Source organism: Bacteroides sp. D22 (assembly GCF_000163675.1).
Classification (GTDB): domain Bacteria; phylum Bacteroidota; class Bacteroidia; order Bacteroidales; family Bacteroidaceae; genus Bacteroides; species Bacteroides xylanisolvens.
In genome coordinates, this window is the sequence record NZ_GG774817.1 from 99,876 (window position 1) to 115,384 (window position 15,509).

At 39.5% G+C, this 15,509-nt stretch carries 12 protein-coding genes; 9 read left to right on the top strand and 3 right to left on the bottom strand.

The genetic code is table 11. From position 1 onward, the window contains the following. The first annotated feature begins 7 nt into the window (after positions 1-7). On the top strand, positions 8-1,147 hold the full coding sequence (locus tag HMPREF0106_RS05530) for an AMP-binding protein (RefSeq protein WP_008019070.1): 1,140 nt from the start codon (positions 8-10) through the stop codon (positions 1,145-1,147). Between the two features lie 567 nt (positions 1,148-1,714). On the opposite strand, the gene HMPREF0106_RS05525 is transcribed toward HMPREF0106_RS05530, so the two are convergent. Continuing rightward, positions 1,715-2,278, bottom strand: a complete 564-nt coding sequence (locus HMPREF0106_RS05525; RefSeq protein WP_009040768.1) for an RNA polymerase sigma-70 factor — start codon at positions 2,276-2,278, stop codon at positions 1,715-1,717. A gap of 377 nt (positions 2,279-2,655) precedes the next feature. On the opposite strand from HMPREF0106_RS05525, the gene HMPREF0106_RS05520 reads away from it, so the two are divergent. The 6 genes from HMPREF0106_RS05520 (at position 2,656) to HMPREF0106_RS05495 (ending at position 12,602) form a co-directional block, all read left to right on the top strand. Beyond that, on the top strand, positions 2,656-3,951 hold the full coding sequence (locus tag HMPREF0106_RS05520) for an InlB B-repeat-containing protein (RefSeq protein WP_009040769.1): 1,296 nt from the start codon (positions 2,656-2,658) through the stop codon (positions 3,949-3,951). Positions 3,952-4,123: 172 nt separating this feature from the next. Next, on the top strand, positions 4,124-5,044 hold the full coding sequence (locus HMPREF0106_RS05515) for a FecR family protein (protein ID WP_009040770.1): 921 nt from the start codon (positions 4,124-4,126) through the stop codon (positions 5,042-5,044). Positions 5,045-5,297: 253 nt separating this feature from the next. Continuing rightward, a complete protein-coding gene (locus tag HMPREF0106_RS05510) occupies positions 5,298-8,618 on the top strand; it encodes a SusC/RagA family TonB-linked outer membrane protein (protein ID WP_009040771.1) in 3,321 nt (1,106 codons plus the stop codon). 22 nt (positions 8,619-8,640) lie between these two features. Next, positions 8,641-10,281: a SusD/RagB family nutrient-binding outer membrane lipoprotein gene (locus HMPREF0106_RS05505; protein ID WP_009040772.1), complete on the top strand. Its 1,641-nt coding sequence runs from the start codon at positions 8,641-8,643 to the stop codon at positions 10,279-10,281. A 29-nt stretch (positions 10,282-10,310) separates the two neighbouring features. Beyond that, positions 10,311-11,381 carry a glycoside hydrolase family 18 gene (locus HMPREF0106_RS05500; protein ID WP_009040773.1) on the top strand — a complete coding sequence of 357 codons (1,071 nt, stop codon included), beginning with the start codon at positions 10,311-10,313 and terminating at the stop codon, positions 11,379-11,381. Between the two features lie 21 nt (positions 11,382-11,402). Next, a complete protein-coding gene (locus HMPREF0106_RS05495) occupies positions 11,403-12,602 on the top strand; it encodes a DUF1735 and LamG domain-containing protein (protein ID WP_009040774.1) in 1,200 nt (399 codons plus the stop codon). A gap of 95 nt (positions 12,603-12,697) precedes the next feature. Here the strand turns inward: HMPREF0106_RS05495 and HMPREF0106_RS05490 are convergent, their stop codons facing one another. Then, positions 12,698-13,174 carry a Dps family protein gene (locus HMPREF0106_RS05490; RefSeq protein WP_004314742.1) on the bottom strand — a complete coding sequence of 159 codons (477 nt, stop codon included), beginning with the start codon at positions 13,172-13,174 and terminating at the stop codon, positions 12,698-12,700. Between the two features lie 137 nt (positions 13,175-13,311). Here HMPREF0106_RS05490 and HMPREF0106_RS05485 point away from each other — a divergent pair, with 137 nt between their 5' ends. Together HMPREF0106_RS05485 and HMPREF0106_RS05480 are read left to right on the top strand one after the other, a co-directional pair. Next, positions 13,312-14,238: a hydrogen peroxide-inducible genes activator gene (locus HMPREF0106_RS05485; protein ID WP_008643125.1), complete on the top strand. Its 927-nt coding sequence runs from the start codon at positions 13,312-13,314 to the stop codon at positions 14,236-14,238. Between the two features lie 313 nt (positions 14,239-14,551). After that, positions 14,552-15,241, top strand: coding sequence for an MIP family channel protein (locus HMPREF0106_RS05480; protein ID WP_004314740.1), 690 nt, complete (start codon positions 14,552-14,554; stop codon positions 15,239-15,241). 48 nt (positions 15,242-15,289) lie between these two features. On the opposite strand, the gene HMPREF0106_RS05475 is transcribed toward HMPREF0106_RS05480, so the two are convergent. Next, positions 15,290-15,509 (bottom strand): transposase (locus tag HMPREF0106_RS05475; RefSeq protein ID WP_009038818.1); only part of this gene is annotated, 220 nt, incomplete at its 5' end.

Sequence of the window (15,509 nt, forward strand, 5' to 3'; positions counted from 1 at the left end):
TATTCTGATGATATTTGATCGACAACAACAGCGCTTGCTACTGGAAGGAAAAGAATACACTTTTGAAGATATAAGCCAACTGATAGCAGGAGGAGCAGAAGCTCATTCTTCTGCTTATTGGAATTTATATCTTTTCCTGAACGAATGGTTTAATGATTCTCCTGTTATTACAGTTCATACATCGGGCTCCACGGGTATACCTAAAGAACTGATGGTACGCAAGGATCAAATGATGCAAAGTGCGCGTCTGACTTGTGAATTTCTGAATTTGAAGAAAGGTGAGTCGGCATTATTATGCATGAATCTTCGTTATATCGGTGCAATGATGGTGGTCGTACGTTCATTGGTTGTAGGTTTGAATTTGATTGTACGTCCTGCTTCCGGTCATCCTTTAGCGGATATAAAAGAGCCTTTGAGATTTGTGGCAATGGTTCCCCTGCAAGTTTATAATACGTTGCAAGTTCCCGAAGAGAAAGAACGATTAAAGCAAACGGATATTCTGATTATAGGAGGCGGAGCCGTTGATGAGGCTCTGGAAACGGAGATAAAATATCTTCCGACTGCCGTTTATTCCACTTATGGCATGACTGAAACCTTGTCGCATATTGCCCTTCGTCGTCTGAATGGAGCATCGGCTTCAGAACATTATTATCCATTTCCTTCAGTAAAACTGTCTTTATCCGTAGAGAACACATTGGTGATTGATGCCCCCCTTGTCTGTGATGAGATTTTGCAAACCAATGACATTGCACGTATCTATCCCGATGGAAGTTTTATGATTCTAGGCCGGAAAGATAATGTGATTAACAGTGGAGGAATTAAGATTCAAGCAGAAGAGATGGAGAAGTTACTTCGCCCGTTTATTCCTGCGTCCTTTGTCATTACTTCAGTTCCGGATCAGCGCTTAGGGCAGGCTGTCACTTTATTGATAGTGGGACAATTGGATACGAGAGAGCTAGAAAATAAGTTGCAGACAACATTGGAACCATACTATCGTCCCAAACATATTTTTATTACAGAATCTATTCCACAGACGGAAAACGGCAAAATAGACCGGGTCGGCTGCCGCACTTTGGCAGCATCATACCTTTCCCATTCGCAGCAGTTCCCATCCATAGAACTACATGATGATGCAAAATGTAGTTGAGGTTCCCGGTAAAACTAGTGAACTTGTAAATTGAGGAACTTAGGGAGCCTCCCCCCCCCAGAGTGATTTGGCAATTCTATTTCTCATATTCTCATGAATATAAGTCAACCTGTTGAAACATAATGTAATAGAATATGAGAAATACTTTTAAAAGTTGGCATTTCTCATATTTTTCCTGTGCTCTGTCCCTAAAAACAGGCATTTCTCATACTCATTCTTGTTATTTCTCATAGCAGTTGTATAACAATCTACTGCTATTTTACGCTTGAATCATTAACAGTAAAGTTATTCTTCATTATAGATAAACTTGTTTTGGGTTAATAGTAAACTTGTTTTTTACCTATTATAAACTATAATTGTAAGCTTTGATTATATAATTGCAAGTTTCATTTTTATAAATGCAACCTTTGATTATAAAAACGAAGCTTGCATTTATAGTTTATGATTAGTCAAAAGTAACTTTATATATAAAGGATTGGAAGTTTGCTATTAGTCAAAAGCAACTTTACTATTAATATTTTTCAGACGGAAAAGTAATAGTTTGTATGTGATGATAAGGAGAGACTGTTATGTGCGATAGAATAACAAAAGTAACAATGGCAGATAGTCTTTCAGTTCATTGCGCAAAAGTTCCATTGTCTTTTGCTTGTAACGGTTGATGGATTTCACACTGAGATTCATCTCTTCTGCAATTTCTACATGCGTTTTGCCTTCAAAGAAGCTTTTCATAAATACTGTACGATAGTTTTCCGGAAGTTTGTCCAATGTTTCATACAACATTCTGTATAGTTCATCAAGAGTATATATACTATCCGGTTCTGTTTCGTAAATTGGAGTTTTCTTCTTAATATTTTCCGCATAGCTCCATTCATATTCCTGATGTTTCAAGAAATTCAGGCAGTTATTTTTCACACACATTTTAATGTAAGCTAATGCAGTGTTCGATTGAAGATCAAAAGAGTCAGTATCCAGTTTATCCCATAATGAAGTGAATACATCCGAAACGATGTCCTCACGTGTTTCTTTATCGTCAACAAACCTTTTGGCATACAAACAAAATGGGGCATAATATTCCTCATAAAGTTGCTTGAAAGCCCGTTCTTTAGTCTGTTTGGAAAAAGAAATTTTCATTATTTAGGGATTCTGTGTTTTTTCATTTTGCTACAAATATATAATACAATAATTGATTAACCCTAATTTCCCATTCTTTTTTTGTGTTTCAGTTGGTATTATCGTTTCATTTTAACTGAATTCGGAAAAAAATAAAAAAAAGTTTGATTTCTCTGTCCTTTTTAGGCATCCTATTTGTATTATTAATGTTGTTGAACTTAAAATAATAGCCTATGGAATATATATATTTCAATTGAATAACACTACGAACCTTGATTAACAATCTTCTTCTTTTGTTTTTAGATTCATAGTCCGGGGTCTCGCAAACGCTGCCGGGAATCGAAAGTGAGTTTATCATCAGTATGAATGTGGATAAGTGAGGATAATTCACCGCCTTAGTGAAACAAGATGAGTTTGTTGGTAACATTGAATCATTTAGTAATAAATTTATTAATCAACAAAAATTGAAAAACATGAAACGATTGAGTTTTTTATTGATGGCTGTAGTTTGTGTTATATTCTTTTCGTGTGGAGAAGATGAAGACAAGCAGGGTCATTCAATTACTGCATTTACCGGTTATGGCGGCGCCATTGCAACAGCTGATAAGGAAATAGCCGTAGCGGGAGAAGCTGTGACTGTTACGGCTACTCCTGCTGATGGATTTTTATTTAAAGAATGGAAAGTAAGAGTCGGTAATACTATAGTTGAGAATGTGCAGGCAAATCCTTCCACATTTACTATGCCTATGGAGGATGTAGTAATTGTAGCTACATTTATGATAAGAAATGATGTGCTTGAAAGAATAACCGACCCTGCATTGAAAGCTTATTGTCAATCCAGAATGGATACAGAGCAGGAAATAGACGGAGTTACTTACCCGAAGTGGGACACGAATGGTAACGGTGTACTTTCCCCTGATGAAGCGTCAGCAGTAAAAGCTATTGATATTACCGGTGGGGTGAATGGAGTCAAAATAAAAAGTGTGGATGAATTGGTTGAATTTGCAGGACTGGAAGTGTTGAAAATTAGTGGAAATGAATTGACTACATTAAATGTAGCATGGCCTAAACTTGCACAACTTGATTGTAGCCATAATAAATTGAGCAATTTGTCCGTAGGAAAAAGTGAAAATCTTAAAGAGTTATATTGTAACAATAATCATTTGTCCTCATTGAAGTTGAAGGCTATGCTATATGAAGATGGTTTTATGCTTCATTGTGGTAACCAAACAACAATAGATGGAGAAGCCCGGACAGTTGAAGTGTTATTGTCTGAGGAACAAATCGCTTTTTGGGAAAGTAATCTGAAAAAACTGAATGAAAATGTAAATGTAGAAGTTCAAACTATGCCTAATACTGATGTCTATTTAACAATGACTGATGCATATAAATATTCGTATGGCAGTTTGACGCTAATACTTTCGGATGATGATAGTAATCGTATACAATTAAGTTTGAAATTATCCGAATTACAACCGGGAGAATATTCTAAAGCCCAAATAAATAGTGCATATGTGACAGTAACAGGTGGTGGCAGCTATAGAAGCTTAGACTCTGACGATCCCGGTTCGTTTATTGTAAAATATGATGCGGTTAGTGATATTTATACTATAGAGGGGGTATTAAATTTGCGGGCAGATGCGTCGTATCCTTCTGTTAATATTGTGGGATTTGAATATACAGGACCGTTGTAGTCTATATCAATAGAGAAGAGAATGGAAAAACATCCGTAGATTTTCCTTATATGTAGATTAAAGAGTCTACGGATGTTTTTTTCAGATTATTGAAAAATGATTGGCTTTTGATGTCCCTTTTCAATGAGTCGATTGTACTATTAATATAGTTGCAATTATAAAAAAAGGAAGTATGAATAATAAAGAACTGGAGGCATCATTCCGCAAGGCGAAAGCTTTGGGTGATGATATTAGAGAAATGGAGTCGATTGATGCATTAGCTGCTTATCGACAGTCTCAAATGAAGATTAGAGGGCTGAAAAGAACGAGACTGCACAATCAACTGATACGTTGTGCTGCATTTCTGGCCATACCGTTGCTATTGGCTTCATTGATTTTGGGATATTTATATTTTGCAGAGTCGGAAGAAGAAATAAGATACGCAGAAGTTATTTCTACCATGGGAACGGTGGTGCGTTATGAACTTCCGGACCATTCTGTTGTCTGGCTTAATTCTGGTAGTAAATTGCGTTATCCTACTGTTTTCCAAAAAGACAACCGCAATGTGGAACTGACTGGTGAGGCTTATTTTCAAGTGGAGGCAGAACCGGAGCGTCCGTTTTATGTGAATACGCCGAATGGGTTGAGCGTATATGTGTATGGTACGCAATTTAACGTGACAGCTTACGAGGACGATAACTACATAGAAACTGTATTGGAAAAAGGTAAAGTCAATGTACTGCCTCCTGGACAAAAAACGATTACATTGCTTCCCGGTGAACAGTTGGTTTATGACAAACAGACCCGCCAGGTGCAGAAAAATAAAGTGGATGTTTATGGGAAGGTGGCTTGGAAGGATGGAAAATTGATATTCCGGAATGCTTCGTTGGAAGAAATAATCAAGCGTCTGGAACGTCATTTCAACGTAGATATTGAATTCAATAATCATTTGGGAAAGGAGTATAGCTATCGGGCCACTTTCAGAACGGAAACATTGACGCAGATATTAGATTATTTAGCTAAGTCGGCAAACCTGAAATGGAAGATTTTGACTCCCGAACAACGGGAAGATGATACATTTACAAAGACGAAAATAATAGTAGATTTATATTAGTAATCATCTGAAAAAACAAATAGCCTATGATATAACACATATTGATAATCAAAAAAGGGAGGAGGGCCGCTACCAACGGCTGTCTTCTCCCAAATCTAAGATTCACGGTACAGGGTCTCGCAAACGCTAACCGGAATCAACACCTTAGTTCATTTAGTAATAAACTTTAGTCAGCTACAAATGTATGAAAAAAAATCATTCATTTATTGCATTATGCTTTAAATATGCTTTAAATCTAAAACTTCCTTTAGTTATGAGGATTAGTCTAACATTACTTTTTGCAGTCGTATTGCAACTTTCTGCAGCAAATGGCTATGCCCAACGTATACGGGGAGTCATTTCGATGAATAATGTATCTATTGAACAGGTACTGAATAAGATAGAGGAAAGTTCGGATTATGTGTTCCTTTATAATGATAAGGCGATTCAGAAGAACCGCATTGTTTCAGTGAATAATAATTCCGGCAAGATACAGGATATTCTGGATGAAATATTCCGGGGCACTTCTATATCTTATACGGTGGTGGATAAACAGATTATTCTTTCCGCAAAACCTTTCGTACAGAAAACAATGGAAGATGCGACTATTCCGGTAAAAGGTATAGTAAAGGATGTGAATGGCGAACCTCTTATTGGAGTAAATGTAAAAGTAAAAGGTTCAAATGTCGGTACAATTACAGATATTGACGGTAATTTTACGATTAGGACGAAGAAAGGAGATGTCCTTGAATTTTCTTATGTAGGATACACGGTTCAAAATGTAACAATTACGGGAAATACGACTTTGAATATTGTACTTCAAGAAGACAATGCAGTGCTTGATGAAGTCGTTGTCACTGCATTGGGTATCAAGCGTTCGGACAAGGCATTGAGTTATAATGTGCAGAAATTGGGCGATGCACAGTTTATGTCTGTCAAGGAAGCCAGTGTGCCGAATGCGTTGAACGGTAAGGTGGCAGGTGTCACAATTAGCCAAGGGGCTTCCGGTATCGGTGGATCCACAAAGGTGGTGATGCGTGGTAGCAAGTCTGTAAACGCGGAAGGAAACAATAATGCATTGTATGTGTTGGACGGTATACCGCTTCCCGATCTTTTCCCGCGGAGGGGGGCTACCTCTAATGCACAGTATGGAGGAGTAGACGAAGGTGACGGTATCTCCAATATCAATATGGAGGATATTGCGGAAGTGACTGTGTTGACAGGACCTTCGGCAGCTGCTCTCTATGGTGGTCAGGCTGCGAATGGAGTAATCATGTTGACCTCCAAACAAGGAGGACTGAAAGACGGAAAGCCTCGTATTTCATTCTCCCATTATTCCGATTTCTACCAACCACTTCTCTTGCCAAAGTTGCAAAATACGTACGGAAGTCGTACGGATGAATTTTCCAGTTGGGGACCGAAGCTGGAGACTCCTGCGAATTATGATCCGGCAGATTTCTTTGACACGGGTATGAGTTTCTCTAACAGCATCGGGGCACAGTTGGGAACGGAGAATCATAAATCCTATATTTCCCTTTCTTCTTACAATGCCCGTGGGGTAGTTCATAATAACAACCTCGACCGTTACAATGTTTCCTATAATGGTACATATACCATTACGGACAAACTTTCTTTGGGAGCTACTTTTATGTATACGAACAAGAAAGCGCAGAATATGCTTTCGCAAGGTGACTATTATAATCCGATTGTACCGATTTATCTGTTTCCTCGCGGTGATAATATAGATAAGTATAAATCTTATGAGCGGTATAGTGCGGACAGAGGATTCCCGGTTCAATTCTGGCCCTATGGCGACCAAAAGAGAAGCATCCAGAATCCATATTGGATTACACACCGCAATTTCAATATAAACCATAATGAACGTTTTATTATCGGTGGAAGTTTGAAATATACGTTCAATGAATGGTTTAACATCAGTGCCCGTTTCCGTACGGACCGTGATAACAAGAAGAATGAAATCAAAAATTATGCTTCTACATTGCTGTTGCTGGCTTCCAGCTCGGATAAAGGCTCGTACTTGTTGGCAACGGAAAAGAATATACAGGATTATGGAGATGTGATTGCCAATTTCCAGAAAACGGTATCAGACTGGGGATTTGTAGTCAATGCGGGTGCCAGCTTTAAGAATGCTTCATTCGATTATACGGCCAATTCTAACAAACTGGAATTCGGAGCACCTCTCGCCAGCGTAGCCAATAAGTTTACATTGAACAACCTGACTCCGGAACCCCAATATCAGGAGGGTAAAAAGATGAAGTCGCAAGCTGTATTCTTTAGTGCTTCTGTGGATTGGAAAAGAAAAATATTCCTTGATGTAACCGGACGTAACGAATGGACTTCGTTGCTTGCCAATACCAAGAACAAGAGTTTCTTCTATCCGTCGGTAGGTATGTCTTTTGTGTTGACAGAGTTCTTCAAAGTGCCGGAGAAAATATTGACGTTCTCCAAGCTTCGTCTGTCGTATGCTAAGGTAGGAAATGTGCCGATGTCACTTGCTGGAATTACTATTCCGTCTTATCCGATTAGTCCGGGCGGTGGTGTAAGTATCAATCCCGACCTTCCTATCGACAATTTGAAGTTTGAAAAGACACAGTCGTTTGAAATTGGTTTGAATGCCCGTTTCCTGAATAACAAGTTAGGATTAGACATAACATATTATAACGCTAACACCTACGACCAGTTGTTTAAGTTCAGAGCACCGGAAAGCAGCGGTTATGCCAATTTCTATGTGAATGCCGGTAAAGTAAACAATAAAGGTCTTGAGGCTTCTATTGATGCGGATTTGACATTCGGAGATTTCAATTATTCACCGAAACTTACGGTAACCTACAATAAAAACAAAATTGTGGAATTGGTGAGAAATATTCCTAATCCGTTTACCGGAGCCGATATGAATGTTTCACATTTCGACATGGGAGGACTTTCTTATTCATTCCGTAACTATATTGATGAAGGTGGTTCTATCGGTGATATATATGTCAATTCGGTGAAAAAAGACGGAAACGGATATGTATATGTGAATCCGAATACCTTGAGCATGATGGTGGACAATGAGAATTTGATTTATGCGGGAAATACCAATCCGGATTGTTCTTTGGGATTTAACAATGCGTTCAGCTATAAAGGGTTTACGCTTTCCTTCCTGATTGATGCCCGGATTGGCGGAAAAGTGGTTTCTGCCACACAAGCTGTTCTGGATTCTTTCGGTGCATCTGAACAGAGTGCAAAGGCGCGTGACAATGGTGGCGTGCTTGTAAACGGAGTGCTGATGGATGCAGAAACTTACTATACTCAAGTGGGGGCAGGTACAGGCGTGTTGTCCAATTATGTATATGATGCTACCAATATACGTTTGAGGGAAGCTTCGCTTTCTTATCGTTTCAAACCATTGTTCAAGAACTTTGTGAAGGATTTGACTCTGTCCGTGACCGGACGTAATTTGTTTATGATTTATAATAAGGCTCCTTTTGACCCGCAACTAACCTCTTCAGTGGGTACTTTCTATCAAGGTATAGACTATTTCATGATGCCGAGTTTAAGAAGCTTCGGTGTGAGTCTTAAATTTACATTATAATTAAATTAACAAACAGATGAAAATGATACTAAATAATAGATATTTCGGCAAAAGTCTGCTTCTGGTTTCTGCTTGTTCTTTGTGGATATTAGGAGCTTGTACAGGAGATTTCATGGAGACAAATACCGATCCCAATGCTGTGACGGAAGAAGAGCTGGGATATGACAACTTGGGTACGGGCTCGATGATAACGCAGATGCAGTATCAGATGTATCCGTGTATTACAAAAGACCAGAATATAGATGTCAATAACTATCAGAAAATGTTTAGCCTTGCCGGAGATATCTTTTCCGGGCATCAGGGAGCTTCCAACATGTTTGATAGTAACGGAAGAAACAATACGACGTATGATATGTATCCCGACTGGTGTGCGGCGGCTTATACTGTGGCTTATCAGAATTATATGAGTCCTTGGTATACCCTTTATACTAAAAGGAATATCAACCCTTCCACATTTGCAGTGGGACAGATTTTGAAAGTTTTCGGTATGCACCGCATCACGGATATGTATGGTCCGATTCCTTATAAGGATTTCGCACCTGCTTCCGATGTGCCGTTCACTTCACAGCAAGACATTTACGAACAGTTCTTTAGCGAACTGGATGAGGCAATCGGGATATTGAAAGAGTTTATCAAAGATAATCCCGGTGCCAAGCCATTGGTAAGTTATGATAAGATTTATGGCGGTGATTTTGAAAAGTGGGTAAAGTTTGCCAATTCTTTGAAGTTGCGCCTAGCTCTTCGTATCGTTTATGTAAACGAAACGATGGCCCAGCAGAAAGCTGAAGAGGCAATAAGAGACGGTGTATTTATTGATAATGAGGATAATGCCATGTTAAAAGTGGATGGCTCTGCAACGGTCAATCCTTTGTATATGATTTGTTACACTTACAATGACAGTCGTTTGGGAGCAACCCTGGAGGGCTATTTGAAAGGGTATGAAGATCCTCGTCTGGATATTTGGTTTGCCAAATCGGAAGTTTCCGGATTTAAAGAATATAACGGAATCAGATGCGGTAGTATGTTTAATGGAAATGACTATAAGGTATTTTCTAATCTGAATGTCTCTTCAAGTACGCCTATCCAGTTTATGAATGCTGCGGAAGTCTATTTTCTACGTGCGGAAGCTGCTTTGCGTAAATGGAATGCGGGAGGAGACGCAGAAACATTATATGAAAATGGGATTGCGACTGCTTTTTCCCAACCTCTGGGGGCTACCCAGGCAAAAGCGGGAGATGCAACTGCGTACATGAAGCGGACTACTTTGCCAAAAGGTTATGTTGACCCCAAAAATTCCAGTTATAGTGACAGTGGTACGGGACAGGTGTCTGTGAACTGGGCGGATGCTACCAATTTTGATGAAAGATTGGAAAAAATCATTACTCAAAAGTGGATTGCCCTGTTCCCCGACGGGCAAGAGGCATGGAGCGAATTCAGAAGAACAGGATGTCCGAGAGTGATTCGGGTGGCCAGAAATAATAGTGGCGGGCGTATCGACACTAAAAAACAAGTGGCAAGATTGCCTTATCCTACCAACTTGTCGAAAGACTATCCTGATTTATACCAGGAAGCTGTGAATAATGCCGAATTGCTGGATGGCGCCGACAATGGAGGTACGAAACTTTGGTGGGATAAAAGAAATGATAAACCTTATCAGAATTAAAAAATAGTGTATAATCTTAATAGTTTTATATGGATATGAAAAACGATCGGATAATAAAATTTCTGTGTTGCCTGTTTATGGTGACTCAGATTATCGGATGCAGCGATTGGATTGAAGCTGAACCGACTATTTTACCGGAAATGAAATATAAAGAATTGACACCGGAAGAAGAGGCTGCATTGATTGCTTACAAGAATTCGGATCATAAGATATTCTTTGCATGGATGAATTATAGTCCTGCTACTTCTTCCATGCAGACTCGGTTAAGAGGTATCCCTGATAGCCTTGATATTGTCTCATTCTTTACCGGATATGTGAATAATAAACAGAATCGGGAGGATGTGAAATTCCTTCAAGAGCGCAGAGGTACCAAGGTATTATTGACAATGTGGCCGGATAAATATTTTGCTACGACTGGAGAAGGAAGAGAGGATTTAGATTCGATGATAGTATACGCTGAGAATCTGGTTGATTCTATTTATACATGGGGATTGGATGGATTTGATTTGGATTATGAACCAAGTTTCGGCGGAGATAGTTATACCACAGAGATGATGCGTACTTTTATTGATGTAATGAGTAAATACCTGGGACCTAAGTGTGATGAGCAATATAAAGTGAATGGTAAACATAAGTTGTTGGTTGTTGACGGACAGTGGAATGACGCTGAATATGCAGACCGTTTTGATTATTTTATCGGTCAGGCATATAATGCCAGTTCCGAATCTTCACTGAATAACAGATGTCAGGATGGATGGCAAGATTATGGGAAAGGATTCCCGAATGAAAAGAGGATCTTTTGTGAATGGGTGAGTCAGGTTGGCAATGCGTTTGGACAAGGTGGAGTGAATTATAGATATAACAATGAATATATTCCCAGTTTATGGGGAATGGCTCACTATGCTGTCGAAAGTCCGAAGAACGTGGCAGGTTGCGGTGCGTATGTGTTACAGTTCGGATATGCTGAAGGAAACCATCTGAATTTGCCTGTACCACCTAATAATTACTATTATGCACGCCAGGCGATTCAGATTATGAATCCTGCCGGTAAAACAGTGGAAGATGAAACAGACGGAGAAGAGGTTGAAGTCGAAGAATAACAATTATAAAGTTGTAAAGAAATGAAGAATTTATTCACAAAAAATAGATTGGCTGTTGCGTGCCTTTCATGCCTTGCCTTTATAGGAACGGCCTGCAATGAAAGCATAGATGTGGAAGCTGTGTATATCACCGCTGCTGAAAAAACTCCTATAACGACTTTTTCTGCAACGAACAATAACGATGAACTAGGAATAACAATTTCCAGTTCGTTGATTGCAAATTCAAATATAGAAGGTGAATTGATGATTGACAATTCGTTGGTGGAACGCTATAATAGTGATCATGGAGAGTCTTACAAAACTCTGCCGGAAGGTGCTTGTGTATTGTCGAGCAGTTCTGTGTTGGTAGAAAGCGGCAAATATCGTTCCGAAGCGGTGAAACTAGTGGTAAAGGACATAGATGCCATACAGAAAGGCGTTAATTTCTTGTTACCTGTAAAATTGGTTAGTAAAAATAAGGATTATCCTAGTTTGCCGGGAAGTGATGTTTTATATGTCATAGTCAACAGGAAGTTACTTGTGAATGTTCCTAAACTGAATGGACAGAATTATTTTAAGATAAACTTTAAGGATAATGATGTCAGCAGATTCCAGAATATGAGCGCATTTACTATCGAAACAAGAGTAAGTTTATGGGAGTTCCCTAAATACTATGGTGGTAATCTAATGAGTATTATAGGTTTTCCTGTTGGAGAGAATGCAGAGAAAGGTACATGGATTTTTGTAGATGGAACTCCTGACCGTGTGGGAGGTGAAGGTGATGTGCCTGTCTTTATGTTTGCAACGAAAGGGTGGTCAGTGTATGCTGGTAAGTTGGGATATACGCTCGAAAAGAATGCTTGGTATCATGTAGCCGGAGTATTTGAAAATAATACCCTGTCTTTGTACATTGATGGAATTTTGTTTGTACAAGCGGAATATGCAAATCCGATTTCATTGTCAGATAAGTTCTACATCGGAGCTGCACCGGGAGTGCAAAACGGTTTCTATTTGAAAGGTTCTGTGAGCGAAGCACGTTTTTGGACAAGGGCATTGTCTGCTTCCGAATTGAAGAATCCGCTTCATCGTTGTTTTGTAGAAGTTGACAGTGAAGGGTTGGAAGGCTACTGGAAGCTGGATGATATGAGTGATGAGTGTAAGGATTATACCGGACATGGTCATACTGCTGTGAAGGAAGGAAGTGGTGCTATAGAATGGATGACTGAAGTACCTTGTCCTTGATTCTTCTAGTTTATTTGTAAGTTTGAATAGAAATAAGAAGGAGATGTGATTATTTTGACACATCTCCTTTTTTAAACTTAAACCTTTTATCTTAATTACTTGCTATTATAAGCCGTCAACATCCAAACCAATTTTTCCTGTTCTTTCAGATAATCGCTCATCATCGAAACGGTTACTTCATCTCCGGCTTGAGAAGCGATGGACAGTATTTTACGTTCTTCACCAATCAGATAACTGATACTCTGAAGGATATTGTTCAGTGCCTGTTCACCGTTGCTCACTTTATCTACTTCACTGATATTTGCTACTTTCAAATAATCGCTGAATTTATTGGCTGGAGTACCGCCCAACATCAAGATACGTTCTGCAATTTCGTCTACCTTTTCGGCTGTGTCATCATACATTTTTTCGAATTGGCTGTGGAGAACAAAGAAATCATGTCCTTTGATATTCCAGTGGAAACCGCGGAGATTGGTGTAATACACTTGGAAGTCTGCTAATAGTTGTTGCAAAGATGCTACTACGTTGTTTGCTCCCGATTCATTCAATTTGATAAATTCTAAAGTTTTCATATTCTTTTTATTTTTAATGATTTATACTTGTTTTCTTTTTTTCTGTACTGCAAAGATAAGGCGGAAAATGCTTGTTGTCAAACTGAAAATTTCTATCTTTGCATAGATGAAATCTATAACTTAACATGATTTGATAGATGACGATACAACAATTAGAATATATATTAGCCGTAGACCAGTTCAGGCATTTCGCACGGGCAGCCGAATATTGCCGTGTGACGCAACCCACTTTGAGTGCCATGATTCAGAAGCTGGAAGATGAATTAGGAGTAAAGTTGTTCGATAGGACAGTGCAACCCGTCTGCCCGACACCCATCGGGCAGAAAGTGATAGACCAGGCTCGTGTGATTCTGGCGCAGGCAGCTCAAGTAAAAGAAATCATCAGTGAAGATAAGCAATCATTATCAGGTGTATTCCGTTTGGGAGTATTACCAACTATCGCTCCTTATTTGCTACCTCGCTTTTTCCCTCAACTGATGGAGAAATATCCCGAACTGGATATTCGTGTCACGGAAATGAAAACCCAGGATATTCAGCAGGCTCTGCATGCCGGTGATTTGGATGCAGGGATTATTGCCAGTAAATTAGAAGACACATTCTTGACGGAAGAAACTCTCTTCTATGAGCAATTCTATGCTTATGTATCACGGAAAGAACCCTCGTTCAAACATGACGTTATCCGCACTTCCGATATAACCGGCGAACATCTTTGGCTTTTGGACGAAGGACATTGTTTTCGTGACCAACTTGTCCGTTTCTGTCAGATGGAAGCGGTGAAGGTTAGTCAGATGGCTTATCGTTTGGGAAGCATGGAAACCTTTATGAGAATGGTAGAAAGCGGAAAAGGAATCACTTTTATTCCCGAACTGGCAGTGGCTCAATTGACGGAAGAACAGCGACAATTAGTACGTCCGTTTGCTATCCCCCGACCGACGCGGCAAGTGGTGCTGGCGACAAATAGAGATTTTATTCGTCACAGCCTGCTATGTGTTCTGAAAGAGGAAATAAAAGCAGCAGTCCCCAAAGAAATGCTTACTTTGCAGTCCATACAGTGTTTGCTATAATAATAGAGATTGAGATGATTCCTGTCATATACCCTTGTACCGGGTATAAGCGAAAAGAATAATTCCAACAGTGGCAAAGCGGGTTTCGGAGAAATTCATCGGAGTGGCGTCATTGCTCAATCCTTGCTTGATAAAAGAGTTTACGATGTGCCCATAAGGTAGAGGCTAATATGGTGTGCAAAAGTCCTTTTTTCATTTTATTTGCTTGTCTTTTATTCAAAAATGTTGCGAAGGCAATAATAATTTAGGCACGTAGGTTTTGTTTTCTTGGGTTAATTCTCTATATTTGATGCATTAACCATTATTTATAGTTATGAAAAAGTACATTGCAGAAATGATTGGAACGATGGTGCTCGTTCTTATGGGATGCGGAAGTGCCGTCTTTGCCGGTAGTGTAACCGGTACGGTAGGTGCTGGCGTGGGAACAGTCGGCGTAGCTTTAGCATTTGGTCTTTCAGTAGTAGCGATGGCGTATGCTATCGGAGGTATTTCAGGATGTCACATTAATCCTGCTATTACATTAGGAGTGTTCTTAACTGGGCGTATGAATGGAAAAGATGCAGGTATGTATATGATTTTCCAGGTAATCGGAGCTATTATCGGCTCGGCTATTCTTTTTGCTTTAGTTTCCACCGGTGCTCATGACGGACCTACGGCTACAGGTTCCAATGGTTTTGGCGATGGAGAAATGTTGCAGGCATTCATTGCGGAAGCAGTATTTACTTTTATTTTTGTATTAGTGGTGCTCGGCTCTACCGACTCGAAGAAGGGAGCAGGCAATCTGGCAGGACTTGCCATCGGTTTGACTCTTGTATTGGTACATATTGTATGTATTCCTATCACAGGGACTTCTGTAAACCCGGCGCGTAGTATTGCTCCGGCATTATTCCAGGGAGGAGAAGCATTGTCGCAGTTGTGGCTGTTCATCATTGCTCCATTTGTAGGAGCTGCGTTGAGTGCGGTAGTTTGGAATTATCTGGGAGATAAGGAAGAAAAGAAATAATTCCGGCTCAGTTGTAATTCTTGGGGGATTAAGTTTAGTCAATTCCCTTCATGCATATACCTTTGCTAGCCTAAAAAGGAAGAAGCTCATATCCACTACTCCTCTAAATGATGCCCTAAATGCTTTGATTTTAGCATTAAATGCTTCCGCTGCTGCATTTGTACTCCTGTTCACAAAGAAGTTCAGAATCCTTTCATAATGATTCTCAATAGAGTTTGCTACTGTTGTGAATGTATCGTATCCATATTCTTCAATCTTATTATACCAT

Excerpts from the sequence above, each read along its gene's own strand:
- HMPREF0106_RS05490 (WP_004314742.1), bottom strand. The coding sequence starts at position 13,174 with ATGAAAACTTTAGAATTTATCAAATTGAATGAATCGGGAGCAAACAAC.
- HMPREF0106_RS05505 (WP_009040772.1), top strand. The coding sequence starts at position 8,641 with ATGATACTAAATAATAGATATTTCGGCAAAAGTCTGCTTCTGGTTTCT.
- HMPREF0106_RS05495 (WP_009040774.1), top strand. The coding sequence starts at position 11,403 with ATGAAGAATTTATTCACAAAAAATAGATTGGCTGTTGCGTGCCTTTCA.
- HMPREF0106_RS05510 (WP_009040771.1), top strand. The coding sequence starts at position 5,298 with ATGAGGATTAGTCTAACATTACTTTTTGCAGTCGTATTGCAACTTTCT.
- HMPREF0106_RS05530 (WP_008019070.1), top strand. The coding sequence starts at position 8 with ATGATATTTGATCGACAACAACAGCGCTTGCTACTGGAAGGAAAAGAA.
- HMPREF0106_RS05485 (WP_008643125.1), top strand. The coding sequence starts at position 13,312 with ATGACGATACAACAATTAGAATATATATTAGCCGTAGACCAGTTCAGG.
- HMPREF0106_RS05515 (WP_009040770.1), top strand. The coding sequence starts at position 4,124 with ATGAATAATAAAGAACTGGAGGCATCATTCCGCAAGGCGAAAGCTTTG.
- HMPREF0106_RS05500 (WP_009040773.1), top strand. The coding sequence starts at position 10,311 with ATGGATATGAAAAACGATCGGATAATAAAATTTCTGTGTTGCCTGTTT.
- HMPREF0106_RS05480 (WP_004314740.1), top strand. The coding sequence starts at position 14,552 with ATGAAAAAGTACATTGCAGAAATGATTGGAACGATGGTGCTCGTTCTT.
- HMPREF0106_RS05525 (WP_009040768.1), bottom strand. The coding sequence starts at position 2,278 with ATGAAAATTTCTTTTTCCAAACAGACTAAAGAACGGGCTTTCAAGCAA.